Annotated in this window: 25 protein-coding genes; 20 read left to right on the plus strand and 5 right to left on the minus strand. The window is 40.3% G+C overall.

What is annotated here, in order from left to right; all coding sequences use genetic code 11:
* Positions 1-54 precede the first annotated feature (54 nt).
* Genes H8S37_RS09885 through H8S37_RS09910 form a run of 6 tightly spaced genes read left to right on the plus strand, consistent with a single transcriptional unit; the run spans position 55 to position 5,827 of the window.
* The gene (locus tag H8S37_RS09885; protein ID WP_186875903.1) at positions 55-1,134 is read left to right on the plus strand and encodes an ABC transporter substrate-binding protein; all 1,080 of its coding nucleotides are present in this window, start codon (positions 55-57) and stop codon (positions 1,132-1,134) included.
* A 52-nt stretch (positions 1,135-1,186) separates the two neighbouring features.
* Positions 1,187-2,020 carry an ABC transporter permease gene (locus H8S37_RS09890; protein WP_243207169.1) on the plus strand — a complete coding sequence of 278 codons (834 nt, stop codon included), beginning with the start codon at positions 1,187-1,189 and terminating at the stop codon, positions 2,018-2,020.
* Positions 2,017-2,805, plus strand: coding sequence for an ABC transporter permease (locus tag H8S37_RS09895; RefSeq protein WP_186875904.1), 789 nt, complete (start codon positions 2,017-2,019; stop codon positions 2,803-2,805). The genes H8S37_RS09890 and H8S37_RS09895 overlap by 4 nt, the downstream gene beginning before the upstream one ends.
* The gene (locus H8S37_RS09900) at positions 2,784-3,548 is read left to right on the plus strand and encodes an ABC transporter ATP-binding protein (protein WP_186875905.1); all 765 of its coding nucleotides are present in this window, start codon (positions 2,784-2,786) and stop codon (positions 3,546-3,548) included. The genes H8S37_RS09895 and H8S37_RS09900 overlap by 22 nt, the downstream gene beginning before the upstream one ends.
* A gap of 12 nt (positions 3,549-3,560) precedes the next feature.
* Positions 3,561-4,304 (plus strand): ABC transporter ATP-binding protein, encoded by a 744-nt coding sequence (locus tag H8S37_RS09905; RefSeq protein ID WP_186875906.1) that lies wholly within the window; start codon positions 3,561-3,563, stop codon positions 4,302-4,304.
* 5 nt (positions 4,305-4,309) lie between these two features.
* A complete protein-coding gene (locus tag H8S37_RS09910) occupies positions 4,310-5,827 on the plus strand; it encodes a sulfatase-like hydrolase/transferase (protein ID WP_186875907.1) in 1,518 nt (505 codons plus the stop codon).
* 17 nt (positions 5,828-5,844) lie between these two features.
* On the opposite strand, the gene H8S37_RS09915 is transcribed toward H8S37_RS09910, so the two are convergent.
* From H8S37_RS09915 to H8S37_RS09925, 3 genes are read right to left on the minus strand one after another with little or no spacing between them, the layout of a single operon-like run.
* Positions 5,845-6,087, minus strand: coding sequence for a TIGR03905 family TSCPD domain-containing protein (locus H8S37_RS09915; RefSeq protein ID WP_186875908.1), 243 nt, complete (start codon positions 6,085-6,087; stop codon positions 5,845-5,847).
* Between the two features lie 45 nt (positions 6,088-6,132).
* Positions 6,133-6,930, minus strand: coding sequence for a sulfite exporter TauE/SafE family protein (locus H8S37_RS09920; protein WP_186875909.1), 798 nt, complete (start codon positions 6,928-6,930; stop codon positions 6,133-6,135).
* A gap of 2 nt (positions 6,931-6,932) precedes the next feature.
* Entirely contained in the window at positions 6,933-8,048 is a 1,116-nt protein-coding gene (locus tag H8S37_RS09925; RefSeq protein ID WP_186875910.1) for an anaerobic sulfatase maturase, read from the minus strand.
* 379 nt (positions 8,049-8,427) lie between these two features.
* Between H8S37_RS09925 and H8S37_RS09930 the strand changes: the two genes are divergently transcribed.
* Both H8S37_RS09930 and H8S37_RS09935 read left to right on the plus strand, forming a co-directional pair.
* Complete coding sequence (locus H8S37_RS09930; protein WP_186875911.1) at positions 8,428-9,234, plus strand: hypothetical protein; 807 nt, start codon at positions 8,428-8,430, stop codon at positions 9,232-9,234.
* An 86-nt stretch (positions 9,235-9,320) separates the two neighbouring features.
* Positions 9,321-10,667: a glucose-6-phosphate isomerase gene (locus H8S37_RS09935; RefSeq protein WP_186875912.1), complete on the plus strand. Its 1,347-nt coding sequence runs from the start codon at positions 9,321-9,323 to the stop codon at positions 10,665-10,667.
* Positions 10,668-10,746: 79 nt separating this feature from the next.
* On the opposite strand, the gene H8S37_RS09940 is transcribed toward H8S37_RS09935, so the two are convergent.
* Together H8S37_RS09940 and H8S37_RS09945 are read right to left on the minus strand one after the other, a co-directional pair.
* Positions 10,747-12,102: a sensor histidine kinase gene (locus tag H8S37_RS09940; protein ID WP_186875913.1), complete on the minus strand. Its 1,356-nt coding sequence runs from the start codon at positions 12,100-12,102 to the stop codon at positions 10,747-10,749.
* The gene (locus tag H8S37_RS09945) at positions 12,099-12,827 is read right to left on the minus strand and encodes a LytR/AlgR family response regulator transcription factor (RefSeq protein ID WP_186875914.1); all 729 of its coding nucleotides are present in this window, start codon (positions 12,825-12,827) and stop codon (positions 12,099-12,101) included. The genes H8S37_RS09940 and H8S37_RS09945 overlap by 4 nt, the downstream gene beginning before the upstream one ends.
* A 315-nt stretch (positions 12,828-13,142) precedes the next feature.
* Between H8S37_RS09945 and ulaG the strand changes: the two genes are divergently transcribed.
* The 12 genes from ulaG (at position 13,143) to H8S37_RS10005 (ending at position 24,864) form a co-directional block, all read left to right on the plus strand.
* Positions 13,143-14,246 carry an L-ascorbate 6-phosphate lactonase gene (gene ulaG, locus H8S37_RS09950; protein WP_186875915.1) on the plus strand — a complete coding sequence of 368 codons (1,104 nt, stop codon included), beginning with the start codon at positions 13,143-13,145 and terminating at the stop codon, positions 14,244-14,246.
* Positions 14,247-14,368: 122 nt separating this feature from the next.
* On the plus strand, positions 14,369-15,166 hold the full coding sequence (locus tag H8S37_RS09955; RefSeq protein WP_186875916.1) for a DeoR/GlpR family DNA-binding transcription regulator: 798 nt from the start codon (positions 14,369-14,371) through the stop codon (positions 15,164-15,166).
* Positions 15,153-16,205, plus strand: a complete 1,053-nt coding sequence (locus H8S37_RS09960) for a hypothetical protein (RefSeq protein WP_186875917.1) — start codon at positions 15,153-15,155, stop codon at positions 16,203-16,205. Before H8S37_RS09955 ends, H8S37_RS09960 begins: the two co-directional genes overlap by 14 nt.
* Positions 16,206-16,360: 155 nt before the next feature.
* Positions 16,361-17,437, plus strand: a complete 1,077-nt coding sequence (locus tag H8S37_RS09965) for a 6-phosphofructokinase (RefSeq protein ID WP_186875918.1) — start codon at positions 16,361-16,363, stop codon at positions 17,435-17,437.
* 19 nt (positions 17,438-17,456) lie between these two features.
* Entirely contained in the window at positions 17,457-19,037 is a 1,581-nt protein-coding gene (gene dnaX, locus H8S37_RS09970; protein ID WP_186875919.1) for a DNA polymerase III subunit gamma/tau, read from the plus strand.
* Positions 19,038-19,039: 2 nt separating this feature from the next.
* The gene (locus H8S37_RS09975) at positions 19,040-19,393 is read left to right on the plus strand and encodes a YbaB/EbfC family nucleoid-associated protein (RefSeq protein WP_186875920.1); all 354 of its coding nucleotides are present in this window, start codon (positions 19,040-19,042) and stop codon (positions 19,391-19,393) included.
* A gap of 1 nt (position 19,394) precedes the next feature.
* The gene (gene recR, locus H8S37_RS09980) at positions 19,395-19,991 is read left to right on the plus strand and encodes a recombination mediator RecR (RefSeq protein ID WP_186875921.1); all 597 of its coding nucleotides are present in this window, start codon (positions 19,395-19,397) and stop codon (positions 19,989-19,991) included.
* Between the two features lie 51 nt (positions 19,992-20,042).
* The gene (locus H8S37_RS09985; protein WP_186875922.1) at positions 20,043-21,155 is read left to right on the plus strand and encodes a LacI family DNA-binding transcriptional regulator; all 1,113 of its coding nucleotides are present in this window, start codon (positions 20,043-20,045) and stop codon (positions 21,153-21,155) included.
* Positions 21,156-21,396: 241 nt separating this feature from the next.
* The gene (fsa, locus tag H8S37_RS09990) at positions 21,397-22,050 is read left to right on the plus strand and encodes a fructose-6-phosphate aldolase (RefSeq protein ID WP_186875923.1); all 654 of its coding nucleotides are present in this window, start codon (positions 21,397-21,399) and stop codon (positions 22,048-22,050) included.
* A gap of 18 nt (positions 22,051-22,068) precedes the next feature.
* Positions 22,069-22,905: a transketolase gene (locus H8S37_RS09995; protein ID WP_186875924.1), complete on the plus strand. Its 837-nt coding sequence runs from the start codon at positions 22,069-22,071 to the stop codon at positions 22,903-22,905.
* On the plus strand, positions 22,893-23,831 hold the full coding sequence (locus H8S37_RS10000) for a transketolase family protein (RefSeq protein WP_186875925.1): 939 nt from the start codon (positions 22,893-22,895) through the stop codon (positions 23,829-23,831). Before H8S37_RS09995 ends, H8S37_RS10000 begins: the two co-directional genes overlap by 13 nt.
* 169 nt (positions 23,832-24,000) lie before the next feature.
* Positions 24,001-24,864, plus strand: coding sequence for a tyrosine-type recombinase/integrase (locus H8S37_RS10005; protein WP_186875926.1), 864 nt, complete (start codon positions 24,001-24,003; stop codon positions 24,862-24,864).
* Positions 24,865-25,307: the final 443 nt, after the last annotated feature.

The raw sequence follows: 25,307 nt of genomic DNA on the forward strand, positions 1-25,307 counted from the left end.
TTTATAATTGACAAGAAAATGAAACGCTTCAAAAACAAGGGAAGGAATGAAAATATGAAAAAGAGAATTTTAAGTATGTTTTTAGCAGCTGCAATGGTTTTTAGTATGACAGCATGTTCAGGAGACAACAAGGATAATTCTTCAGGAAAATCTGATGGAGATTCTATTACAATCAGTGTTCATCCGTCTGGACATGGCCTTCCTGCTTATGTAGCAGAACAGAATGGATATTATGAAGAGGAAGGGCTGAACGTAGAAACTTTAGTATATATTGGAGCGCCGCCTCAGATGGAAGCATACCAGACTGGAGCCTGGGATATTGGAACGACAGGCTTTGGAGGAATCGTCTTAGGAGTAGCGCAGAAGGATTTGAAAATAATAGGTCTAAGTATCGATGATGGAGCTTTGATGGGCCTGTGGACAAAAGAGGACAGCCCGATTGTAGAGGCTGGTTATAACGAGGAGACAGGATGTTATGGAACTGCCAAGGACTGGAAAGATGCGGAAATACTGTATACACAGGGAACAATTACGGATATTTTGTTGATTAAGACATTGGATAAACTTGGCTTGACCATTGATGATGTTGTCCGTACCAATATGGATTCTTCTCCTGCATTTACGGCATTTAAGTCAGGAAGTGGCGACATGGTGCAGGCAAATGCTTCTTTCTATTTTAATGCGGAAGAAGAGGGCTGGGTTCCTGCGACCACAGGAGAAAGCCAGGAAATATTCTTGCCGTGTGCAATTACAGCGAGTGAGACGATTATTAAAGAACGGCCAGAAGTTGTGGAAAAATGGGTGCGTGCTTATATGAAGGGTGTACAGTGGATCAAGGATAACCCAGAAGAAGCGGCAAAGATGTTTGTAGAATTTTCAGAGGCAAATGGAGTAGCGACAGATGAAGAAAATGCACTGAAATTTGTAAATGCACAAGTGATAGATATTCCGTCCCCAGAAGAACAGATGGAATATTTTGCGGAAGGGGAAAACGGAACTGTTTTACAGGACAGATTGGCAGAAGTAATGGATATTTATATCGATATGGGAAATTATACAGAGGAAGAAAAAGCGGCATTGATGGAAGAAGACAGTTATGACAGTTCTTTTATGGAAAAAATGGTAGAGGAATAGAATCTGGTAGAGTTCTCAAATTGAAAGTAATGCATTAGAGAAAGGAAATCATATGGAAAATCCAGCTAATATGGAAAATGCGATTCGTACACTCAGAAAGAAGGAAAAAAAGAAAAAACGGACGACAATTCTGTGCGGAATTATCAGTATTGCTGTATTTCTATGTGTTTGGCAGCTATTGTGTACATTGAAGATAGTAAGTGGAGATGTATTGGCATCTCCACTACAGGTTATTGACGCAATTATAACTAAAATAGGTGATCCCAGACCAGACGGAAATACTTTGATTGAAAATATTTTATCTAGTTTTAAGCTTGCCATGATTGGTTTTTTCCTGGCGCTTATTGTTGGCCTTCCTCTAGGACTTCTAATGGGGTGGTACAGACCACTGGATAAATTAGTAAAGCCAATTTTTGAATTAATTCGTCCGTTGCCTCCGATTGCATGGATACCGATTGTAATTGTACTGTTGGGTATCGGGACAGTAGCAAAATCATTTATTATATTTTTTACAACTTTTGTACCTATAGTAATTAATTCTTATACAGGCATTAGGGAGACAAACCAAGTTTATATTAATTACGCGAAAACATGTGGTTATTCTAATTGGAGGATATTCTGGACAATCGGGATACCGTCCGCCATGCCTTTGGCATTTGCAGGAATGGTCATTGCTTTAGGAAATGGGTGGGGTACATTGATTGCAGCAGAAATGTTAGCATCAAGCAGCGGGCTTGGCTACATGATTTTTATGGGTAGAAATTACGGGAGAATTGATATTATTATAGCAGGTATGCTGGTAATAGGTTTGATTGGGCTCGGATTGACTACGGCGCTGAGTAAGATTGAAAATTATGTCTTGAAATGGAGGATAAATACGAAATGAAAAACAATATAAAAAAATTTTCAACACGTGAAATCATCCTGAACATACTGCCGTTAGTCTCTATTATATTGTTTATCTTTATGTGGATTCTAGCTTCGGGAGAAGGAAAAATTATACCAGCTCCTGCTGATGTAATAGAAAGAGGAGAACGTTTACTAGAGAAACCTATCAATAATATTACATTGGCGGGACATATATGGGCTAGTATGAAGCGTGTACTAAGCGGACTCGCATTAGCTTGTATTTTTGGAATTCCTTTTGGCCTGTTGATCGGGTGGAACAAAAGATGCTGTGATTTTTTAAAACCAATATTTGAATTGATTCGTCCGGTGCCAGCTCTTGCGTGGATCCCATTGATGACACTGTGGTTTGGAATAGGAGAATCTTCAAAGATTGCACTTATTTTTATAGGAACATTGATGCCTGTAGTTGTAAATACATACTCTGGTGTCAGACTGATTCCTAGACTGAACATTGATGTTGCCAGAGCATTTGGAGCGACAGAATTTCAGATTGTAAAGGAGATTGTGCTTCCCTGCTCTTTAAGCGCGATTATGGCAGGAGTTAAAACAGCCATGGGAACAGCGTGGATCGTTGTACTTGCGGCTGAGATGATTTCGGCAAACTCTGGGCTTGGATTTATGATTATCAGGGGCTCTGATGTGGCCGATCTATCATTGGTTATTCTGGCAATGATTATTATCGGTGTGATTGGAGCAGTGCTTTCTTGGTTGTTGACACTTGCAGAAAGGAAATTATGTCCATGGAAAGAAGAAATAAATTAGAAATCAGAAATATCAGCAAGGTATTTTTAACGAAAAAGTCTTATGAAATAGCGATCGAAGATGTAAGCCTGGACGTAAAAGAAAATGAGTTTCTTGTGTTGCTGGGGCCAGGAGAATGTGGAAAAACAGTTTTACTGAATATTATAGCAGGCCTAATGAAGCAGACGGAAGGAAGCGTATATATAGACGGAGAAGTATCACAGGGAATCAATAAAAATATTGGATTTGTATTTCAAAAATTAGGCATTATGCCGTGGCTTACTGTTCGCGATAATGTGGCTCTTTCGGATAAATTTCATAAGGTATCTAAGAAGGAAAGGTATGAAAGAACCCAAAAATATATAGACCTTGTAGGGTTAAATGGGTTTGAAAAGCATTATCCGCGGCAATTGTCTGGGGGAATGAAACAAAGGGTAGGTATAGCGAGAGCTTATGCGAGTAATCCAGAAATTCTTCTTATGGATGAACCGTTCGGGCAGCTAGATGCACAAACAAGATATTCGATGCAGGAGGAGATTCTTAAGATATGGAATCAGAATAAAAAGACGGTTATCTTTGTCACAAATAATATAGAAGAAGCTGTGTACCTGGGTGACAGAATCATTCTTTTTAGCGCGCGTCCGATGAAGGTAAAAGGAATTTATGACTTGAAAGACTTAAAACGTCCAAGAGATTACACAGATTACGAATTTCTTAGAATACGAGAAGAAATCAGCAATCATACAGACCTGGTAATAAAATAAGGAGAGAATGCTGTGAAGAAGAATGTAAAAGTTCAGGTAAACAATTTATGTAAATCATTCGGTGATTTGAAAGTAATTGAAGATTGTAGCTTTCAAATCAAAGAAGGAGAATTTGTATGTGTTGTAGGACCTACGGGGTGCGGGAAAACTACTTTTTTGAATGTACTTTCGAATCTGCTTGAGCCTACGTCAGGCGAGGTTTTAATAGACGGAGAAAAGGCGAGTCCCAGGAAACATAACTTGTCGTTTATTTTTCAAGAGCCGTCATCACTGCCTTGGCTCACAGTAGAAAAGAATATTGCATATGGGTTGAAAGCTAAAAATAAAGACAAAAAGTATATTCAAGAGCAGACAGAAAAAATACTCGATCTAATGGGACTTCAGAAGTACAGAAAAGCATACCCCGCAGAGCTGTCTACGAGTTCAGAACAAAAGATAGTAATAGGAAGAGCCTTTGCAGTAAATCCAGATTTGCTTCTGATGGACGAGCCATATGGACAGATGGATGTAAAAACCAGGTTTTACCTGGAGGATGAAGTTATTAGAATGTGGAAAGAACTGCAAAAGACAATTATTTTTATTACACATAATATAGAAGAGGCTGTTTATATGGCGGAAAGAGTACTGATTTTGTCCAATAAACCAGCGAAAGTAAAGGATGAGGTGGTAATTGATCTGCCCCATCCGCGGAGAGTAGATGACCCTAGATTTATAGAAATCAGAAATTATATTACAGAACAAATTAAATGGTGGTAAAGTTTATGGATAAACCGAACATTTTGTATATTATGGTAGATCATCAAATTTATTATAGGCATGGATGGGATTTTGGACCGAAAATAAGAAGAGACAATTTTGAAGAATTTGCCTTAAGCGGAGTAAATTTTACAAGAGCGTATTCTTCTAATCCTTTGTGTGGTCCGACGAGGAGATGCGTATTAACAGGCTTATATTCTCACCATCACGGAGAAATATTAAATGATGTAAATGTGCCATTTTCAGAAAAGACATATCTGGATATTCTGACCGAGAATGGGTATAGAAATTATTATTATGGCAAATGGCATGCTGGAAATGGTACGGCGCTGGAACATGGGTGTGAAGGATACTGTTATCCATCGTATGGGAACCCCTATTTAACGCCGGAATATCAGAATTATCTGAAAGAATATGATCTACCGAAACCAAAGATCAAAATCGAGTGTACCATGGATCCATGGAGACTGGATATTAAACCGGGAGAAATATATGTGCAGGACAAGGAGTGGACTAATGAGGAGGCATCCGGCATACTTCTGACGCCGAAAGAGACGCATGAAGCCTTCTTCCTGGCTGATATGGCGTGTAAACGATTGGAAAATATAAAAAAGGAAGAGAATCGAAACCCATTTTCTTTGAGGCTGGACTTCTGGGGGCCGCATGCGCCCTATTTTGTGACACAGGAATATGCAGATATGTACCCTCCGGAGGATATTCCAAAGTATCCTACGTTTGACTCGGCTCAGTTGGAAAAGCCGTCCTGCTATAGAAAAGAACATAATTTAGGAATTGCTGACAATGAGGGGAATCTAATTTATCCAAACCCTATACCCTGGGAAAAATGGCAGCTCTTATTATCACGGTGCTACGCACATTCTACAATGGTAGATGATGCGGTCGGAATTGTGATAAGGAAATTAAGGGAATTAGGGTTGGATGAAAATACACTTATTATCTGGACGGCAGATCATGGAGATGCGATCGCTTGCCAGGGGGGAAAATTTGATAAGGCGAGTTATATGGTGGAAGAAGTGATGAGGGTGCCACTGGCCATGAGTTATAAAGGAGTAATAAAACCAAAACAGGTTACAGATGCTCTTGTCAGCAATTTGGATATTCCAACCACTATATTGTCGGCAGCAGGACTCTCATTTGATTATGAGCCGGACGGAAAGAATCTATTAGAGATGGAGGCATCTGGTTTTAAAAAGAGAAGAAAATTCTTTGTCAGTGAAACATATGGACATATTGAAAGAAATGTGGCAAAGTCTTTAGTGACATCTAGATATAAGTATACAGTGAATAAAGAAGATATTTCAGAACTTTATGATCTGGCTCTGGATCCCTATGAGACGAGGAATTTGATTTTTTCAGAATCACATTTAACATTAAAAAATGAACTAGATGAGATACTCAAAAATTGGGTAAAAGAAGAAAAAGACAATTTTTTCGACGGAGACAGTGATTACATATTAAATGAATTTTTAAGCAAAGGGACAAGTAAACCAAGAGATTATTAAAGAAAAAAGCAATCGGATTATTTTCCGGTTGCTTCATTTAATGCTTTCGCCAACTGATCAGGGCAAGAGGTTGTTTTAAAACCACATTTGATTCCCTCGATTCTGCGGATAGCCTCATCTACGTCCATTCCTTCGATAAGGCGGGAAATTCCTTGGAGATTTCCGTTGCATCCACCTACAAAAGATACATTTTTTACTTTGTTTTCTTCGATATCAAAATGAATTTTCTGGGAACAGACGCCCTTTGTCTTATAATCCATAAAAACACTCCTTTTCAAATTTTTCAGGTTTTGTCTGGGGATTTATTATGCAAATACCGCAAACTTAACAGCATTATAAATGTTTATTCCAATAATTACAACCATCAGGAAAATAAATAATTTATTTACTGTATTTTCATCTATTTTTTTATTGATCTTGCTTCCTATCGTACCACCGAGAATCCCTCCAATCACCATGAAAATAAGATATGATACCTGTACATCTGGGATAGTTTTTGTAACGCAGGTCTGCACAAGACTTGTAATCTGAGAAAACATGATAATATACAGAGAACTTAAAGCAGCCTCTTTTGTAGACATAGAGAAAAACCAGGCGAGGACGACAAGATTGATAGGTCCGCCGCCAATACCTAGGAAGCTGGACATAATCCCCAGAAGAATACCGATGACAATACACAGCCAGACTTGCGTGTATTGCTTTGTGCGGATATGTTTTTTGCAGAGTGTATAAACCAGTGTTCCTACAGTTATGAGTATCAGTACGATTGCCTGGGTCAATCCTATGAGATTTTCATTTCCAACGGCATCTTTAAGAGTCTGAAACATAATCTTTCCCATGACTCCGCCCGCCGCCGCGCCTATGGCGAGGGAGGTTGCAATTTTAATATCAAGCTTTGCAGATTTGGACTTGATATTTTTGTAGACAGAGATAACGGACATTGCAAGAACCGTACAGCCAGAAAGGAAACTAATACTGCTTACACTCATAATTCCAGTTGCGTCAAGTACCGGTTTGATAATGACACCGCCGCCGATACCGCAGATAGAACCTACGATTGAAGAAAGAATACTTACGAAAAAAAAGATACAAATACCGGCCATATTTACCTCCTTAGAAATTTTGCGATTTCCTCTAACCGTGCTCCGGCTTTGGCAAAAAACATCCGGTAGCTTTCACAGAAATAGCTGCGATAAGCGCCGCTTTCAGGCTCTTTTATCCGGCTTCTTCTACATCCTCCGCGGCAGAGAAAATAGTAAGGACATGTCTTACATGTCTTACTGATAAGCTTCGATTGTTCAATAAAGGATTTTGTCCTTTCATTTTCAAAAAAATCAGATATTTTATTTTCATTGAAGTTTCCTAGCTTATATTCATCCAGCACATAAAAATCACACGGGTACACACTGCCGTCTGCCTCTACTACTCCCTGCATACTACAAATTCCCCTCTGCTCACAGGATTCGGGCGGATAGCCCATGCAAATCCCGATATAATTTTCAAACTGTCTTATATAGGGGGCTTTTCCGCGTTTCCAGTCTTTATACCACATATCAAAGAGTTGAATCAAAAACTCTCCATACATGGAAGGGGTCAGAGAATAGGAATTTTGCCGGTCTTCTTCCCCCAACGGCTCCAGACATGTAATGTACTGCTGGTAACTCCAGCCATTTTGTTTATATTCCTGATATATCTGCCGAATTTTTGGCGCGGTGAACGCATTTACTACTGTCAGAATGTTATATTCTACTTCATATTCTTCAAGCAGACGGATAGAGTTACGGATTTTTTCATAAGTGTCAGCTCCTGATTTTGTATGGCGGCAAGCATCATGTGTTTCCTGGGTACCGTCCACAGAGACTCCAACGAGAAAATGATTTTCTCTAAAAAATTTGCACCATTCATCGTTGAGCTGAAGTCCATTTGTCTGTATCGCGTTAGATACTCTGACTTTATTTCGGTTAAAACGATTCTCAAATTCTACTGCCTGCGCAAAGAAAGGAAGTCCCCGCAGCGTAGGCTCCCCACCCTGAAAGGCAAAGCAGATATCAGTCTGTGCATGAAATAAGTTTTTTTTAATTATATTTTTCAATGTATTTTCCGTCATCATTCCATAGGAGGCATGCTCTCTTTTTGCTGCTTCGTCGCAGTAGAAGCAATAATCACAATACATATTGCACTGGCTTGATGAGGGTTTTATTAATACGGTCTGTAAGTACATTTGATTTTCCTTTATTCCTTTATTATCTTGCAGTTAAATATATGACACCTCATATAGTGTAACATAGATTAGAGTTTCGTACGCCTTTTTTCGCGATTATTTTTATAAAAATGACAATTTTGAAGTGATTCATAACGGTTTGGAAAACAGAGAGAAATTTATTCTTAAGTAAAAGGCTTAAAGTAGATTTTCAGCAGCTTCAAAATAGAGTGAAACGCAGAAATATTGTTGGAAGGGCCTGTTTGATTTGTAGAAATATGTAGAACGGTTTTTGAGGAAAGTCCTTGAAAGATAGGCTATAATGTGCTCAAACGCAATGCAGGATTAATAAGTTCCGGCAGAAAATATTGCGGCAGAATTAAAAATAGGAGGAATAGCTATGTTAAAAGAAGTAGCAGCGGACACCAATATTATTGTGTATCTGATGATTATAGTCGGTGTTATCGGAGTTCTGGCAAAAGTGATAAACCAGATTACACTGCGTAGATTGGTGAAAGCCGCAGGCAGTATGTCCAAGAGTACACACAAACTGATAAAATTGGTGCGTGCGAAATATGAGCATGCATGTATGGCACATGATTCAGTAGAAAATACAGATGCATTTGTAGAAAAATATATATTCGAATACCGGGGATTTCTGTTCCGGATACATACCTGGAGGCAGTTGGAGCTGCAGGCAATCTGGTTTTCAGGAATACTGGCGGCGCTTGGAGCGTCGGCTCACTATCTTTCCTACGGATTTAATGAATCCGTGTTTCAATATATTGCGGCAGGGGCGGCAGAGATGGTATTTTTGTTTGTAATCAGGCAGCTGTCGGACGAGCCATATAAAATCAATGCGGCAAAGATTTATATGGTGGATTACTTGGAAAATATATGCTCCTGTCGCTACAAGAAGCAGAAGACACCGGAGAAAGAAGCGATCAATGTAATTGCCGCGGATAGTACGGCAAAGATGGCTCCGGTAAGAGAAGAAAGCGATGCAGCACCCGCAGAATCCGGCGTGCCTGCAAAAGCAGAACCTAATTTGTCCATCAATATAGAAGGAGAACCAAGAGATGTAAAAAAGGGAGAGGAGGTGCGTCAGAGTGTACGCAGGACAATGAAAGAAAAACTGGAAGAACAGGGAGAGCCGGCTTTGAAGGAGGAGGCAATCAGACAGATACTGGAGGAGTTTTTGGCTTGAATAACCCTTGCAGATTTGGTAAAATATGCTTATGACAGATAGCACAGAAAGGCTATGAGAAAGGTCAGCGGAGAGGAAGGGTATTAATGGCTAAAGTAACATTTGATTATTCAAAAGCATGTAGTTTTGTTCAGGAACATGAAATGGAATATATGAGTGGACTGGTGGTTCAGGCAAAGGACAAACTGCTTGAGAGAACAGGAGCTGGAAACGATTTTCTTGGGTGGATTGACTTACCGGTGGATTATGATAAAGAAGAATTTGCCCGTATCCAAAAAGCGGCAGAAAAAATAAGGAATGATTCTGAAGTTTTGCTTGTGATTGGAATCGGGGGATCTTACCTTGGCGCAAGAGCTGCGATAGAATTCCTGGGTCATTCTTTTGCAAATGTCGTTTCTAAAGAGATTCGCAAGTCTCCTGAGATTTATTACGTAGGCAATAGTATCAGCAGTACATATATTAAAGACCTGGTGGATGTAATCGGAGACAGAGACTTTTCTATTAATATGATTTCAAAATCAGGAACTACTACAGAGCCAGCCATTGCCTTCCGTGTTTTTAAAGAAATACTGGAAAAGAAATATGGAAAAGAAAGAGCCGCAAAGAGAATCTATGCTACCACAGACAAGGCAAAGGGAGCATTGAAAAATCTTGCGACAGAAGAAGGATATGAGACATTCGTAGTACCGGATGATGTGGGAGGACGTTTTTCTGTTCTGACAGCTGTAGGACTTCTGCCTATCGCGGTGAGTGGGGCTGATATTACAAAACTAATGGAAGGTGCAGCTTCCGGAAGAAAAGCGGCTATGGAGAATGATTTTGCAGAAAATGACGCTTTGCAGTATGCGGCAATCCGCAACATTCTGCTGCGTAAAGGAAAGACAATAGAAGTTCTTGCTAATTATGAACCAAGCCTGCATTATGTATCGGAATGGTGGAAGCAGCTCTATGGAGAAAGCGAAGGAAAGGATCAGAAAGGAATTTTCCCGGCCTCTGTCGACTTGACGACAGATCTTCACTCTATGGGACAGTTTATTCAGGATGGGAATAGAATTTTATTTGAAACAGTATTGGATGTTGAGAAATCAAGGGAAGAAATTATTATAAATGAAGAGCCGGTTGATTTAGACGGACTGAATTATCTGGCAGGGAAGAATGTGGATTTTGTAAATAAGAGTGCAATGAATGGGACGATTTTGGCACATACAGATGGAAATGTTCCAAACCTTATTGTAAAAATACCTGAGCAGAATGAATTTTATCTGGGAGAGCTATTCTATTTCTTTGAATTTGCCTGTGGCATAAGTGGATATTTACTCGGCGTTAATCCATTTAACCAGCCAGGTGTAGAAAGCTATAAGAGAAATATGTTTGCTCTGCTTGGGAAACCAGGATTTGAGAAAGAAAGAGAAGCGTTGTTAAAGAGATTGTAAGTTAGTATGTGGGAAACTATGTAATGTAAAGTTCATGTAGGAAGTTCTATAAAAAAGCTGACGCAAAAATTTGTTTGCGTCAGTCTTTTTTTGTGGTTCTATTTTTATGAAGTAAGAGGGAAACTTTAAATTCATTATTATCATATTCAAATTTGGGGATTCCCTGATATTTTTTAGCTATATCTAATACAGAACGGATTCCAATACCTTTTCTGTTCTGTGCTTTAGATGAAAGAAAAATCTGACCCTGCTGTTTTATTTTTCCCTCGTAACTGTTTTTGATTATAATGATGAAGGTGGCATTTGTAGGCATGTATAACTGTACACGTATAAATCGTTTTTTTGAAAGCTGGCGGATACAGGCTTCTAATGCATTTTCAAGAAGATTTCCAAGGATAATACAAAAATCGGTATCTTGGATGGGGAGAGTATCTGTCAGGGAAACAGAAATTTGGATGTCAATTCGGTTTGCTAAAGCTTCTCTTTTATAATATCCAAGTATTGCATCTACAGCAGCATTACCGCTGTAAATTTCTGCCGCAGCAGGTTCCAATCCGGAGATGCTGTCCTTTATATATTCTGCCATCCCAGGATAATCTTCCTGTGCTATAAATCCCTGAAGGGCAAGAAAATGGTGGCGCATATCATGCCGGATACGGCTTGTATCTTGAATATGCTGCTGCAGATGTTCCAATTGCTTCTGCTGTGCGGTAATCTGTGTGTCAGAGATATGCAATTCTTCCTGAAAACGAGCACTTTTACTTAAGCCTATAATCATTTTTAGAAGAATGATGTAAGTAGAAAAAGAGAGAAGAATCCACAGGAAAGGAAGTAAATAAAGTTCTGCTCCCGGGGAAAGGGTTCCTATATTGAAAGAAGGCCCAATATACAGGGAATATAATAGATTATTACATAGAGGTACAATCCAGATATAGGACCAGAGGGAAAGAGAACCACTCAGATCTAAAGCAGGGCGCATTAGTTTCTTAAAAAATAAGAAAATAAAAGGAAATGTAACAACAATATTAATGAACATAGGCCATGCAGGGTAACCGGAGAAAACGGCGGGAAAATAACCGGTGACAGTGTAATACAACAAATAAGAAAGAAGGATTACATTGTCGGCGTAACATTTGACAACAGAAGCTATAAAAAGAGCATGCACCAGTTTATAATCTACGGTAATATAAAAAATCAGCATTTCTGCCAGCATAGTTATGGTAATAATGCATGTCTGGACAACCCGGGAGTTTTCCAGAAAATGTACGCTAAGAGCAGCTCCGAGAAGCGATAGAAGTGCAAAGATGGTGATGGAACTAAAGACGCGCAGCAAAAAAGGTGATTTAATTTTGTCACGAAATGTATGATAAAGTATAAAAATAATCGGCAGAACAAAAAGAAAGATAACCACTAGTGTGGAGAGGGAAAGATTCATATAGGGCATCTCCTGTTTACATAATCAAACATATAATCTGCGTATGCCTGTGTTACTTCCCGATGCTTTCCTTTAGAAATGGGAATGCATACGCCGGTTTTAAGAAGAAAATCTCCGCCTTCTAAGGATTCGATATAGTCCATATTTACCATGCAGTTTCTGTAGCACCAAAGAAACTGGGGGTAGGGCTTCAGCATAGGAGAAAAGGCATCAAAGGACATATAAGACCGAACAACGTTTGAAGTAGTATGCACCTGTATATAGTGGTTATGATAGTCTGTGAAAACAATATCGTTGATAAGAATTCTGGTATACTGACGCGCCTCTTTCAGTTCAATATAATGTATAAAGCTCTGAAATATTTTTTCAAAATGATCTAAAGCTTCGGACAAATCGGCATAACTGTAAGGCTTCACCAAGTAATCCAGAGCATGAAGGCGGAATGCCTTAACAGCATGCTCTTTACTTGCAGTGGTGAAAATGATTTGGCAATTTGGGTAATGCCTGCGGATAAGAGAGGCGATATGATCTCCGTTTATCTGCTTCATAAAAATATCCAGGATGACAAGATCATAAGAATGTTCTTTCAATGAGGAAAGAAAACGAGACTCATCATGGAAGGGTTCAATCGTCATATGAACCTGATGTTCCCGGCAGTATTTTTGTATGTTTTCATATAAGTGCTGTATATCAGATAAAGAATCATCTACAATGGCAATCCGCATGAAAAATCCTCCTAAGTATATATACTTTAAAGAGCACACCGCAATTTATGCCTGTTCAGGCTGGCGGACTTTGTCCGATAAGGTATTATTTATCATTTTATCGTATACTCTATTGTGTGCAAAGGGGAAGAACAGTAAAAATAACAGAATTATAGTAAAAAAGTAAAGCTAGAAGATTTCCCCGTACTAGATAGAATGGTACATATATTGGTTTATGATATAAAACAATCGTAAAATATGATTGAAAAAGAACATAATATATGATATTATGCAATTAATAAAACATATCCGTGTTGATAAGAAGGAGGAAATTTGATGAGTAAAATTGATGAGATTACTCGTGAAAGCTGGATTATGAGTACATTCCCAGAATGGGGAACATGGTTAAACGAAGAGATTGAGAATGAGGAAGTTAAACCAGGGACAGTAGCGATGTGGTGGCTTGGATGTACCGGAATGTGGTTTAAGACGCCGGGAGGTTGTAATATTACAGTGGATTTATGGTGTGGAAATGGAAAGAGAACACATGGAGACGGAAAGATGAAAGTCGGACACCAGATGGCGAATATGTGTGGAGCGAGAGCGATGCAGCCGAATTTAAGAGCGGTTCCGTTTGTTATTGATCCTTTTGCAGTCAAACAAGTAGATGCGGTTCTTGCTACGCACTACCATCAAGATCATATGAGTGCAGAATATGCTTCCCATGTAATAAAAAGTGGTATGATGACAGTGGATGAAAACGGAAAAGAAATTCCTGTTCCATTCATCGGCCCCCAAAAATCGGTAGAATTGTGGCAGAAATGGGGAGTACCGGCAGAGAGATGTATAACGGTAAAACCAGGGGATTCTATTAAAATCAAAGATATAGAAATAATCGCACTGGATTCTTTTGACAGAACCTGTATCGTAACTACAGATTCCCAGGGCCCGGATAGAGAAGATTTGGAAGGAAAATGCCCGACAGATATGGATGACAAAGCGGTAAATTACTTGATTAAAACACCAGGTGGGAATATTTATCACAGTGGGGATTCGCACTATTCTATTTATTTTGCAAAGCATGGCAAGGATTATGATATTGATGTTGCATTTGGTTCTTATGGGGAAAATCCGGTTGGTATGCAAGATAAAATGACCTCTGTAGATATTCTTCGTATGGCGGAGGCATTAAGATGCAAGGTAGTGATTCCAATTCACTATGACGTATGGACAAACTTTATGGCAGATGTCAATGAGATTAAGGTACTGTATGATATGAAGAAAGATCGTCTGGGGTATGAATTCCACCCGTTCTTCTGGGAAGTAGGAGGTAAATATGTATATCCTACAGACAAAGATAAACTAGCATATCATCACAGAAGAGGATTCGAGGACTGCTTTGAGGCTCCTCAGAATATACCGTTCCGTTCTCTTTTGTAAATCAGGGACCACTTTTTATGGAGAAGGCTCTCTCCCTTTTAGAGATGTTATAAATAAAGAGGGACAGATAGAGAAAAAGATGGTATGATGATTAAGATAATGTATGGACGGAGTGGACAGTAATGAAAAGAGAACGGGCATATGTAGAAAGAAGAAGAAGGCAGATACTTGCTCTTATGAAAGAGAATCCAGCAGTACGGGTGGACGAACTGGCAGAAAAATTTCAGGTGTCGCTGATTACGATCCGTAGAGATTTGCAATATCTGGAGGACAAAAATCTTCTTGTCAGATTTTATGGAGGAGCTGTCTCTGCAAAGACAGAGCAAAAAGAGGATGAAGAGGTGTCCATGTATAGGAGACTTATCGCCGAGTATGCAGCGTCGCTTGTAGAATCTGGAGATTCCCTGTTTATCAATTCCAGCAGAAATGCACTACAAATATTAAAGTATATTAAATGCGACAATGTGACGGTCATTACTAATAATGGGAAGGCGATTCAGACAGATTATCCAGAAGGCATCAGCGTGCTGATGACTGGAGGGGAGCTGCGCCATCCAAAGGACGCAATGGTAGGAGATTTTGCTATCCGCAATTTGCAGACAGTATTTCCGAAAAAAGCATTCGTTGGCTGTTCAGGCATTTCTCCGGTATCCGGGATGACAACAGAGATTGCGGCGGAAGTAAAAATTAATGAATTAATGATACAGAATGCGACAAAAGATGTATATGTACTCGCAGACCATACAAAGGTAGGAAAAAACAGCAGTTTTACAAGTGCTCCGGTTGAGCATATCGGGCATTTGATTACGGATGAAAAAGCACCGGAGGATGTTCTGAAACAACTGAAAGAACGGGGCGTGCAGATTCATCAGGTTAGGAGAGAGGAAGAAGCAGGAGGCGTAAGCTTTGAATATAAATAAAAAGGTGTTGGGAAATCTTACAAAATGTTATTCTATCGCGCCGCTTATGTATAATGGAAAACAGCATATTCTGGTAGCGGCGGAAAAGCATGACCCGTGTTATCTGTTTGATGAAGAAGGAAACAAGGTGGATACAGTATGGGAAGAACCAGGCGGGGTTATGAGCATGGTACAGGTGCCAGGAAGTAATGGGGTATTTCTGGCAACACATAAATTTTATTCTCCAAACGACTCAAAGGAAGCGGAAATTGTGATTGTGTCACCGTCAGAAAAAGAAGGATGGAAGATCCGTACCCTTGTTAAGCTTCCTCATGTACACCGTTTTGATATAGTCACGCGCAATGGCATAAATTACTTGATTGCATGTGCACTCAAATCGGGACATGCGTATAAGGATGACTGGTCGATGCCGGGCAAGACATACGCGGCAGTGCTTCCGGAGGACTTAAGCGTCTTTGATAAGGAACATCAACTGGAGCTGACAGTTATCAAAGACAATATGCTGAAGAATCATGGCTACTATAAAATACAAGAAAATGGAATGGATATATGCCTGATTTCTTGTGACGAGGGAGTCTATAAATTTATTCCTCCGGCAGGAATAGGAGAAAATTGGGAAATTGAGAGGTTGACACAAACCCCGGGAAGCGACGCGGTTCTTGTTGATTTAGACAGAGACGGAGAACCGGAGTTGATTATGATTTCTCCTTTCCATGGGCAAAATATATATATCTTCAAGAAAATAGACGGGGAATACAAAAAAGTCTACACATATGATACCGCAGAATTTGCTCACGCAATTTATGGAGGGACTTTACTTGGGGAGCCTGCCGTTATCATAGGGCACAGGAAAGGAGAAAGAAATCTCCTGGCATTTACATATGATGACAAGGAAAAGCAATATAGAGTAACGGTTCTAGACAGAGATTGCGGTCCGGCGAATGTATGGAAATATGAAAGAGACGGTAAGGAAGTGCTGATTTCTACAAATAGAGAGATTGATGAAATCGCAATGTATACCTTACCGGACGGAGTTTGACCGCCCGCAGGGAGAATATGCAGAAGCAGTGACACAGAATTTTTCAAGAAAACCCTTTCAAACTTTTTAACAAATAGAGTATAATAATAGACAGCCGGAAAGCTTTCCGGCTGTCTATTCATGTGTAGAAAATGTTGTGAAGGAGGAATTGAAGGATGTTAAGAATTGGAATGTTGACAAGCGGCGGAGACTGCCAGGCTTTGAATGCGGCAATGCGCGGTGTCGTAAAGGGCATTTGTTCCAAAAGGGATGACGTGGAAATATATGGATTTAAAGATGGATATAAGGGGTTGATATATGCAGATTTTAACATGCTGACCTCCAAAGATTTTTCGGGGATTCTGACCCGGGGCGGAACGATTTTAGGGACATCCAGACAACCGTTTAAATTGATGCGGGTACCGGATAAGGACGGGCTGGATAAAGTGGAGGCAATGAAACATACGTATCACAAACTAAATTTGAACTGTCTTGTAATTCTTGGGGGAAACGGTACGCAGAAGACAGCGAACCTGCTCAGAGAAGAAGGGTTGAATATCGTTTCTCTTCCAAAGACAATAGACAATGATCTTTGGGGAACAGAGATGACATTTGGATTCCAGAGCGCAGTGGACATTGCGACAGACACGATAGACCGGATTCACACAACAGCGACTTCGCATAGTAGAGTATTTATTATAGAGATTATGGGGCATAAAGTCGGACATGTTACATTGCATGCAGGGATAGCGGGAGGAGCAGACATTATTCTTCTGCCGGAAATACCCTATGATATTGATGTGATTGCCAAGGTAATTCAGAAACGTTCCGCCGCCGGCAAGCCATTTACAATTCTTGCGGTGGCAGAAGGTGCAATTTCTAAAGAGGATGCAAAATTAAAGAAAAAAGAATACAAAGAAAAAATCGCAAAGAGGAAGTATCCTTCTATTGCGTATGAGCTTGCAGAGCAGATTCAGAAGAAGACTGACAAAGAGGTGCGGATTACTGTTCCAGGACATACGCAGAGAGGCGGCTCTCCTTGTCCATATGACCGCGTATTTTCTACCAGAGTAGGAGCAAAGGCTGCGGAATTGATTCTGAATGAAGAATATGGCTATATGGTTGCGATGAAAAAAGGCGAGACGACGAAGGTTCCGCTGGCTGAAATAGCAGGTAAATTAAAGTATGTAGATCCAGACTGTAGTATCATCAAGGAAGCCAGGATGACAGGAATCAGTTTTGGAGATAAATAAAAAGTAAGAGGTGTAATTCATGTCATATACGGCACTTTACAGGAAATTTCGTCCTGCTGCGTTTGAGGACGTAAAGGGACAAGACCACATTATTACGACGTTGAAGAACCAAATTAAAGCAAACCGTATTGGGCATGCATATTTGTTCTGTGGGACGAGGGGAACAGGGAAAACGACGGTGGCGAAAATATTTGCCAAAGCAGTGAACTGCGAACAGCCGATTGATGGAAGTCCATGCGGAGAATGTGCAATGTGTCGTTCCATTGCGGCAGGGACGTCTATGAATGTGATTGAAATTGACGCGGCATCTAACAATGGTGTGGATAATATTCGTGAAATTCGGGAGGAGGTGACGTACCGCCCTACGGAAGGACGGTATAAAGTCTACATTATAGACGAGGTGCATATGCTTTCCATAGGCGCCTTTAACGCACTTTTAAAGACATTGGAGGAACCGCCGGAGTATGTGATTTTTATTCTTGCCACAACAGAGGTTCATAAGATACCGATCACGATTTTATCCAGATGCCAGCATTATGATTTTAAAAGAATCAGCATTGAGACGATTTCCGGGCGCATGCAAGAGCTGATGGAGAAGGAACAGGTAAATGTAGAGGAGAGGGCGATACGCTATATTGCAAAAGCGGCGGATGGCTCTATGAGAGATGCATTAAGCCTGCTCGATCAATGTATTGCATTTTATCTGGGGCAGACCTTGACGTATGATAATGTGCTGGAGGTGCTTGGAGCAGTAGATACAGATGTGTTCAGCCAGCTTTTGCGTAGCATACTTTCAAGGGACGTGGCGAAGGTACTGGACACTGTGGAGGAGCTTGTTATGCAGGGAAGGGAACTGACCCAGATGGCAGCAGACTTCACATGGTATTTGAGAAACTTGCTTCTGGTAAAAACATCTGATAATATAGAGGATGTATTGGACGTATCCACGGAAAATATGATGCAGTTAAAAGAAGAAGCGCAGATGATTGAGACGGATGTACTTTTCCGTTTTATCCGTGTGTTTTCAGAACTTTCAGGACAACTGAAGTATGCGACCCAGAAGAGAGTGCTTCTGGAAGTGGCGCTGATTAAATTATGTGTTCCGGCAATGGAGACAAAAGCAGACACCCTGTTAGACAGAATCCGCGCTGTGGAAGAAAAGATAGAAAAAGGGATTCCTGTGGGGAATACTGTAGAACAGGCAGTATATACAAATACAGGCAGCAGGGCGGAGGACGCACACGAAACAGGTCAGAACAGAGTGGAACTCCCAAAGGCGATTCCGGAGGATGTCAAAGAAGTGGTGCAAAATTTCCGTTCTATTGCAGATGAAGCGTCAGGGCTTTTGCGTAATTACTTGAAAAAAGCACGGTTAAGCCTGGGGGGTGACAATCGCCTTATGATTGTGATGCCGGGAAGTATGGAGGCAGAGTTTGTCGGCAGAGAGGATCATGTAAAGGAATTAGAAGATCTGATTGAAAACCGTATCGGAAAGAAAGTAGAAGTAGAAGTGCGGCATGTAGAAGAAGGAAGGCACTTTGAAGATACATTCGTGGATATTGAACAGAAAATAAATATGGAAATTATAGTGGAGGATTAATCATGGCAAAACGTGGAGGTTTCCCGGGCGGAGGAATGCCCGGAAATATGGCGAATCTTATGAAGCAGGCACAGAAAATGCAGCGTCAAATGGAAGAACAGCAGAAAGAACTGGAATCCAAGGAATTTACTGCGGCAGCAGGCGGAGGAGCTGTAGAAGTAACCGTTTCGGGAAAGAGAGAGGTACTGAAGGTAAAGCTTGCAGAGGAAGTTGTAGATCCAGAAGATATAGAGATGCTGGAGGATCTGATTGTGGCAGCCGCAAACGAAGCTCTGCGTAAGGTGGAGGAAGAGTCTGGCGCAGCAATGTCGAAGCTGACAGGAGGCTTGGGCGGCGGTATGCCGGGGATGTTTTAAAATGGAGTATTACAGTAATCAAATCAGCAGACTTATCGAGGAGTTTTCAAGACTCCCGGGAATTGGAAGCAAGTCGGCACAGCGGCTTGCTTTTCATATTATTAATATGCCAAAGGAGCAAGTGGAGAATCTGGCGAAAACGATTGTAGAAGCACGCAATAATGTACGCTACTGCAGGCAGTGCTGTACGCTGACAGACAGGGAGATATGTCCGATATGCAGTAACGAAGAACGGGACCAGAAGACGATTATGGTGGTGGAGACGCCGCGCGATCTGGCTGCGTATGAAAAGACGGGCAAATACAATGGTGTATATCATGTATTACATGGCGCGATTTCGCCCATGCTGGGAATTGGGCCGGGAGATATAAGACTAAAAGAACTGATGGAACGGCTTCAAGGAGAAGTAGATGAGGTGATTATCGCCACGAATTCTAGCTTGGAAGGAGAGACAACGGCGATGTATATCAGCAAGCTGATTAAGCCTGTTGGAATCAAAGTAAGCAGAATCGCAAGCGGTGTTCCGGTTGGAGGAGATCTGGAATATATCGATGAAGTTACCCTTCTGCGTGCTCTGGAGGGAAGAATTAACCTTTGATGTCAGTATAGTACCAGATGTCAGAGAAACAAAAAGCGAGGAACACAGGCGGTGAATAAGAGAAAAGTAACGTCATCTGATGTGGCAGAAAGAGCAGGAGTATCGCAAGCAGCGGTCTCCATGATATTAAATAAGAAATACAATGTTTCGTTTTCAAAAGAAACGGTACAGAGAGTGGAAAACGCGGCAGAAGAGCTGGGGTATGAACTGCCTAAGAGGAAAACACGCAGAGAAGTTCGCCGCGAAAAGTTGTTGGTGGTGCTATGTCCAAATCTGACAAATCCTTATTATGTAATGCTGCTGCAAGGAATCGAATCTAGGGCAACAGAACAGGGATTTGGATTATTTGTGTGTAACACACAGAGAGACTTAGAGCTGGAGGAAAGGTACTTAAAAATGATGCCGGGTCTGAATCCGCAAGGGGTTATTTATGCATGTAATCCAAGCAGGTGTTTTATGCATTTGGTAGAAGAACTCTCTGGGAAAATTCCTTTTGCCATCATTAACAATCAAAATGAAAAACTGGACGTGGACGCTGTGGAACTGGATAATGCAAAATTAGGACGTCTGATGGCAAAACATCTGTTGGAGTTAGGACATAAGAATGTTGCATATATTGCTCCGCCTCTGACAGTAAGACAAAAGCAGCGTTCAAAAAGAGTAGAGGGATTTTTAAAGGAATTTAAGGATGCGGGATTGGGAGAAAATGTCATTATAAAGGCGGCGGATGAACAGATTGATAAAGATATTCCGGGAATTGATTCGGAATATCGGATCGGATACGACCTTACAAAAGAGCTTTTAAGAGAACATAAAAATCTGACCGCAATCGCAGGATTGAATGATATGATTGCTTTTGGAATTCTGGATGCACTCTACGATGAAAAATATAAAGTGCCAGGAGACATTTCTGTAATGGGATGTGATAATACTCTTTTTGCAAAAATGCACAAGGTCTATCTGACGACAATCGAGCATTTTGTTATTTATAAAGGAATGGACGCCTGTGATATTATTATGAAAAAGATGAATACGAGAATGAAACGTTACGCAGAAATAGAGCCAGTCAGCATTTACCATGTGGAGTATGAGCCTAGAATTGTTGTAAGAGGAACAACGTCGTATCCACACAGTAAAAAAAGAAAAATTAATACAAGAAAGTGAATTATTATTAATAATTTAAATCCATCCTTTTTCGTTTTTGAAAAAAGGATAGATGTAAGCAAAAGCGAAGGAAAATTTGAACTTTTATTAAGAAGCAATGACGGAAGTAAAGAATTAATAAATATAGATTATAAATACTATAAAATTATTAATAATTTCAAGCGCTATTGACCTGTTTTCCAGAATTGGGATATAATCGAAAACAGGTACAATTGGTTTAAAGTTCAAGGAGGAACAACGCATGAAATTTTTTATTGACACAGCAAATGTAGAGGATATTAAGAAAGCGAATGACATGGGAGTTATCTGCGGAGTGACAACAAATCCGTCTTTGATTGCGAAAGAAGGCCGTGTATTTGAAGAAGTGATTGCGGAGATTGCTTCTATCGTAGACGGGCCGATCAGTGGAGAAGTAAAGGCAACAACAACAGATGCAGAAGGGATGATCAAGGAAGGAAGAGAGATTGCAAAAATTCATCCGAATATGGTTGTAAAAATCCCAATGACTTCAGAAGGATTAAAAGCTTGTAAAGTGCTTTCAGCAGAGGGCGTTAAGACAAATGTGACGCTGATTTTTACAGCAAATCAGGCATTGCTTGCGGCACGTGCAGGCGCTGCATATGTGTCTCCGTTCCTGGGACGCTTGGATGATATTTCTGTAAGAGGAACGGATTTAATTGCAGAGATTGCGCAGATTTTTGAAGTAGCAGGAATTGAGACAGAAATTATTGCAGCGAGTGTTCGCAATCCGATCCATATTACAGACTGTGCTCTTGCGGGAGCGGATATTGCGACAGTGCCATATAAGGTTATTGAGCAGATGACACATCATCCTTTAACAGACGCGGGAATTGAAAAATTTCAGGCAGACTATAAGGCAGTATTTGGCGAATAAAAGCAGCAGGAGGAAACCATGAATAAACTGGAATTAATGAAAACTGCAAACGAGGTCCGCAAAGGGATTGTAACGGCAGTACATAGCGCTAAGGCCGGACATCCGGGCGGTTCTCTTTCGGCAGCAGATATTTTTACCTACCTTTATTTTGAAGAAATGAATGTAGACGCAAAGGATCCGAAGAATCCGGATAGAGACAGATTCGTACTTTCTAAAGGACATACGGCTCCGGGGCTTTACTCTGTTTTAGCGCAGAAAGGATATTTCCCCATAGAAGATTTAAAGACGCTGCGTCATACAGGATCTTATCTTCAGGGACATCCGGATATGAAGCACATTCCGGGAGTAGATATGACGTCTGGCTCACTGGGACAGGGAATTTCAGCGGCAGTTGGAATGGCGGTTGCAGGAAAACTGCAGGGGAAGGATTACCGTGTATATACATTGCTGGGAGACGGAGAAATTCAGGAAGGACAGGTCTGGGAGGCATCTATGCTGGCAGGACATAAGAAACTGGATAATCTGGTTGTGATTGTGGACAATAATAATCTGCAAATTGATGGGGCAATCACAGAAGTCAATTCTCCATACCCGATTGATAAGAAATTCGAAGCTTTTAATTTTCATGTGATCAATATAGACGGGAATGATTTTGAACAGATAGAAACAGCGCTTAAAGAGGCAAGAACAGTAAAGGGACGCCCGACTGCGATCATTGCCAAGACTCTGAAAGGAAAGGGAGTCTCTTTCATGGAAAATCAGGTGGGATGGCATGGCAAGGCTCCGAACGATGAAGAGTATGAAATCGCAATGAAAGATTTGGAGAAAGTAGGTGAAGCATTATGCCAGAAGTAAAGAAAATTGCAACAAGAGACAGCTATGGCAATGCTTTGGCTGAACTTGGAAATGCGCATAAGGATATTGTCGTGCTGGACGCGGATTTGGCGGCGGCGACAAAGACAGGAGTATTTAAGAAGGCGCATCCGGACAGATTTATTGACTGCGGAATTGCAGAAGGAAATATGATGGGAGTAGCAGCAGGTCTGGCGGCAGCCGGAATGGTTCCATTCGCAAGCTCTTTTGCGATGTTTGCGGCAGGACGTGCCTTTGAGCAGGTGAGGAATTCTATCGGATATCCGCACTTGAATGTAAAGATTGGCGCTACGCACGCAGGCATTTCTGTAGGAGAAGACGGGGCTACACATCAGTGTAATGAAGATATTGCTTTGATGCGTACGATTCCGGGAATGGTTGTGCTCAATCCTTCGGATGATGTAGAAGCAAAAGCTGCGGTGCGTGCGGCGTATGAGCATCAGGGACCAGTTTACTTAAGGTTTGGACGTCTTGCAGTTCCAGTTATCAATGATAAGCCAGATTATAAGTTTGAAATTGGAAAAGGTGTAGTATTAAGAGAGGGAAAAGATGTAACCATTATCGCAACCGGACTTCCGGTGGCGAATTGTCTGGAAGCAGCAGAAAAGCTGGCGGCAGAAGGAATCGAGGCAAAAGTCATCAACATCCATACGATCAAACCGCTGGATGAAGAGCTTGTGACTGCGGCGGCAAAAGAGACAGGCAAAGTCGTTACAGTTGAGGAACATTCTGTGATCGGAGGACTGGGAAGTGCAGTGTGTGACGTCCTTTCAGAAAAGGCTCCGACTAAGGTATTGAAAATCGGAATCAATGATACATTCGGCGAATCTGGCCCGGCATTGGAGCTTCTGAAAAAATACGGACTGGATACAGAGAGTATTTATCAGAAGATTAAGGCATTTATATAGAATCAGGAGGAAAGCTTCCTGCACTATAAATTTAAGAGGAGAGAGTATACAGTATAAAAATTGCTGTTATGCTCTCTTCTTTTTATACTCTCCTTTAGACAAAAATGACTGAAATAGTGCGATTTCGGATATGATAGAAGTTAAATTGTTAAAGGAGGAAACAAAGGGTATGCAAAATGACAGAATACAGCTTGAGAAGGTAATGTTAATGGATTTTAAAAAGTATCTGCAGGAACGGGAGAACGCTCCTTCCACAATAGAAAAATATATTAGAGATGTAAGGAAATTTATAGAGTATTCCTGGAAAGAAAAAATAATTAGTAAAGAGGTACTAATTAATTATAAGATGTGGCTGCTGGAACAGTATTCTGTAAGCAGTGTCAATTCTATGCTCGTTGCGCTTAATCAGTTTTTACAATTTTTAGATATGGGAAAGCTCCGTTTAAAAAGAGTAAAAATACAGAGGCAGGATATGCAGAGTATGGGAAAGGAACTGCAAAAAGAAGAGTTTCACAAATTGATCCGGTATGCTAGAGAACAGGGGAAAGAGCAGTTGGCTATGATTATGGAAACGATTGGCGCAACAGGAATCCGTATCAGTGAATTGAAGTTTTTTTGTGTTGAAAACATTAGAAATGGGTTAATTAAAGTATGGAACAAAGGAAAATACAGATTTGTTATACTTCCGCGAGTCCTGCAAAAGAAACTTTTGAACTTTATTAAAAGGCAAAAAATCAGCAGCGGGCCTATTTTTTGTACGAAATCCGGTAGAGAAAAAAATCGCTCCAATATATGGAGAGAAATGAAAAAGTTAGCCGCAGGGGTTGGAATTGCACCGGAAAAGGTATTTCCACACAATTTAAGACATCTTTTTGCACGTGTTTTTTATAAACAGACCAAAAATTTACTCAATCTTGCTGATATTCTGGGACATAGCAATCTAGAAGTGACACGTATATACGCGTCAGAAGGACTTGCGGAGTGGAAACGGAATATAGAACAGTTGAAAATTTTAGAAATAAAAACAACATAATATTAATTATGTTGTTTTGCAATTGAAGAAATATGGGGGCCGACAAATAACAAAGTAACATAATATTAATTATGTTGTTAAAAATTACTATAATTATGTGGAACTTAGAAAATACTTATTTCTCTTGATTTTATACTACATATTTTTAAAAGTCAATACTTCCAAAACATATTTCAAGGTAATAATAGTTAGGTTTTCTGAAGCGAATATCTATATTTAGGCATACAAAAAACACATAAAAATCAGTATGCCTGAAATCTATGCTCTCTTTTGTAAAAATCCCTAATAGAAAAAGTAAAAGCTTATAAAAGGTAGATGATTTTCTAGCAGATATTCTTTCCAGACAAAGGATTTATAGTCCAATACAGAAAGAAATAACAACATAATTAATATTATGTTGTTTTGCTATGCAAATTACCTTTGCAGATAAATGGAACTGAAAG

This window comes from Mediterraneibacter hominis (genome assembly GCF_014287475.1).
Taxonomy (GTDB): domain Bacteria; phylum Bacillota; class Clostridia; order Lachnospirales; family Lachnospiraceae; genus Mediterraneibacter; species Mediterraneibacter hominis.

Excerpts from the sequence above, each read along its gene's own strand:
- H8S37_RS09885 (WP_186875903.1), top strand. The coding sequence starts at position 55 with ATGAAAAAGAGAATTTTAAGTATGTTTTTAGCAGCTGCAATGGTTTTT.
- H8S37_RS09940 (WP_186875913.1), bottom strand. The coding sequence starts at position 12,102 with ATGAATCTTTCCCTCTCCACACTAGTGGTTATCTTTCTTTTTGTTCTG.
- H8S37_RS09910 (WP_186875907.1), top strand. The coding sequence starts at position 4,310 with ATGGATAAACCGAACATTTTGTATATTATGGTAGATCATCAAATTTAT.
- H8S37_RS09930 (WP_186875911.1), top strand. The coding sequence starts at position 8,428 with ATGTTAAAAGAAGTAGCAGCGGACACCAATATTATTGTGTATCTGATG.
- H8S37_RS09945 (WP_186875914.1), bottom strand. The coding sequence starts at position 12,827 with ATGCGGATTGCCATTGTAGATGATTCTTTATCTGATATACAGCACTTA.
- ulaG (WP_186875915.1), top strand. The coding sequence starts at position 13,143 with ATGAGTAAAATTGATGAGATTACTCGTGAAAGCTGGATTATGAGTACA.
- H8S37_RS09995 (WP_186875924.1), top strand. The coding sequence starts at position 22,069 with ATGAATAAACTGGAATTAATGAAAACTGCAAACGAGGTCCGCAAAGGG.
- H8S37_RS09955 (WP_186875916.1), top strand. The coding sequence starts at position 14,369 with ATGAAAAGAGAACGGGCATATGTAGAAAGAAGAAGAAGGCAGATACTT.
- H8S37_RS09920 (WP_186875909.1), bottom strand. The coding sequence starts at position 6,930 with ATGGCCGGTATTTGTATCTTTTTTTTCGTAAGTATTCTTTCTTCAATC.
- fsa (WP_186875923.1), top strand. The coding sequence starts at position 21,397 with ATGAAATTTTTTATTGACACAGCAAATGTAGAGGATATTAAGAAAGCG.
- H8S37_RS09890 (WP_243207169.1), top strand. The coding sequence starts at position 1,187 with ATGGAAAATCCAGCTAATATGGAAAATGCGATTCGTACACTCAGAAAG.
- H8S37_RS09935 (WP_186875912.1), top strand. The coding sequence starts at position 9,321 with ATGGCTAAAGTAACATTTGATTATTCAAAAGCATGTAGTTTTGTTCAG.
- H8S37_RS09975 (WP_186875920.1), top strand. The coding sequence starts at position 19,040 with ATGGCAAAACGTGGAGGTTTCCCGGGCGGAGGAATGCCCGGAAATATG.
- H8S37_RS09965 (WP_186875918.1), top strand. The coding sequence starts at position 16,361 with ATGTTAAGAATTGGAATGTTGACAAGCGGCGGAGACTGCCAGGCTTTG.
- H8S37_RS10005 (WP_186875926.1), top strand. The coding sequence starts at position 24,001 with ATGCAAAATGACAGAATACAGCTTGAGAAGGTAATGTTAATGGATTTT.
- H8S37_RS09915 (WP_186875908.1), bottom strand. The coding sequence starts at position 6,087 with ATGGATTATAAGACAAAGGGCGTCTGTTCCCAGAAAATTCATTTTGAT.
- H8S37_RS09900 (WP_186875905.1), top strand. The coding sequence starts at position 2,784 with ATGGAAAGAAGAAATAAATTAGAAATCAGAAATATCAGCAAGGTATTT.
- dnaX (WP_186875919.1), top strand. The coding sequence starts at position 17,457 with ATGTCATATACGGCACTTTACAGGAAATTTCGTCCTGCTGCGTTTGAG.
- H8S37_RS09895 (WP_186875904.1), top strand. The coding sequence starts at position 2,017 with ATGAAAAACAATATAAAAAAATTTTCAACACGTGAAATCATCCTGAAC.
- H8S37_RS10000 (WP_186875925.1), top strand. The coding sequence starts at position 22,893 with ATGCCAGAAGTAAAGAAAATTGCAACAAGAGACAGCTATGGCAATGCT.
- recR (WP_186875921.1), top strand. The coding sequence starts at position 19,395 with ATGGAGTATTACAGTAATCAAATCAGCAGACTTATCGAGGAGTTTTCA.
- H8S37_RS09925 (WP_186875910.1), bottom strand. The coding sequence starts at position 8,048 with ATGTACTTACAGACCGTATTAATAAAACCCTCATCAAGCCAGTGCAAT.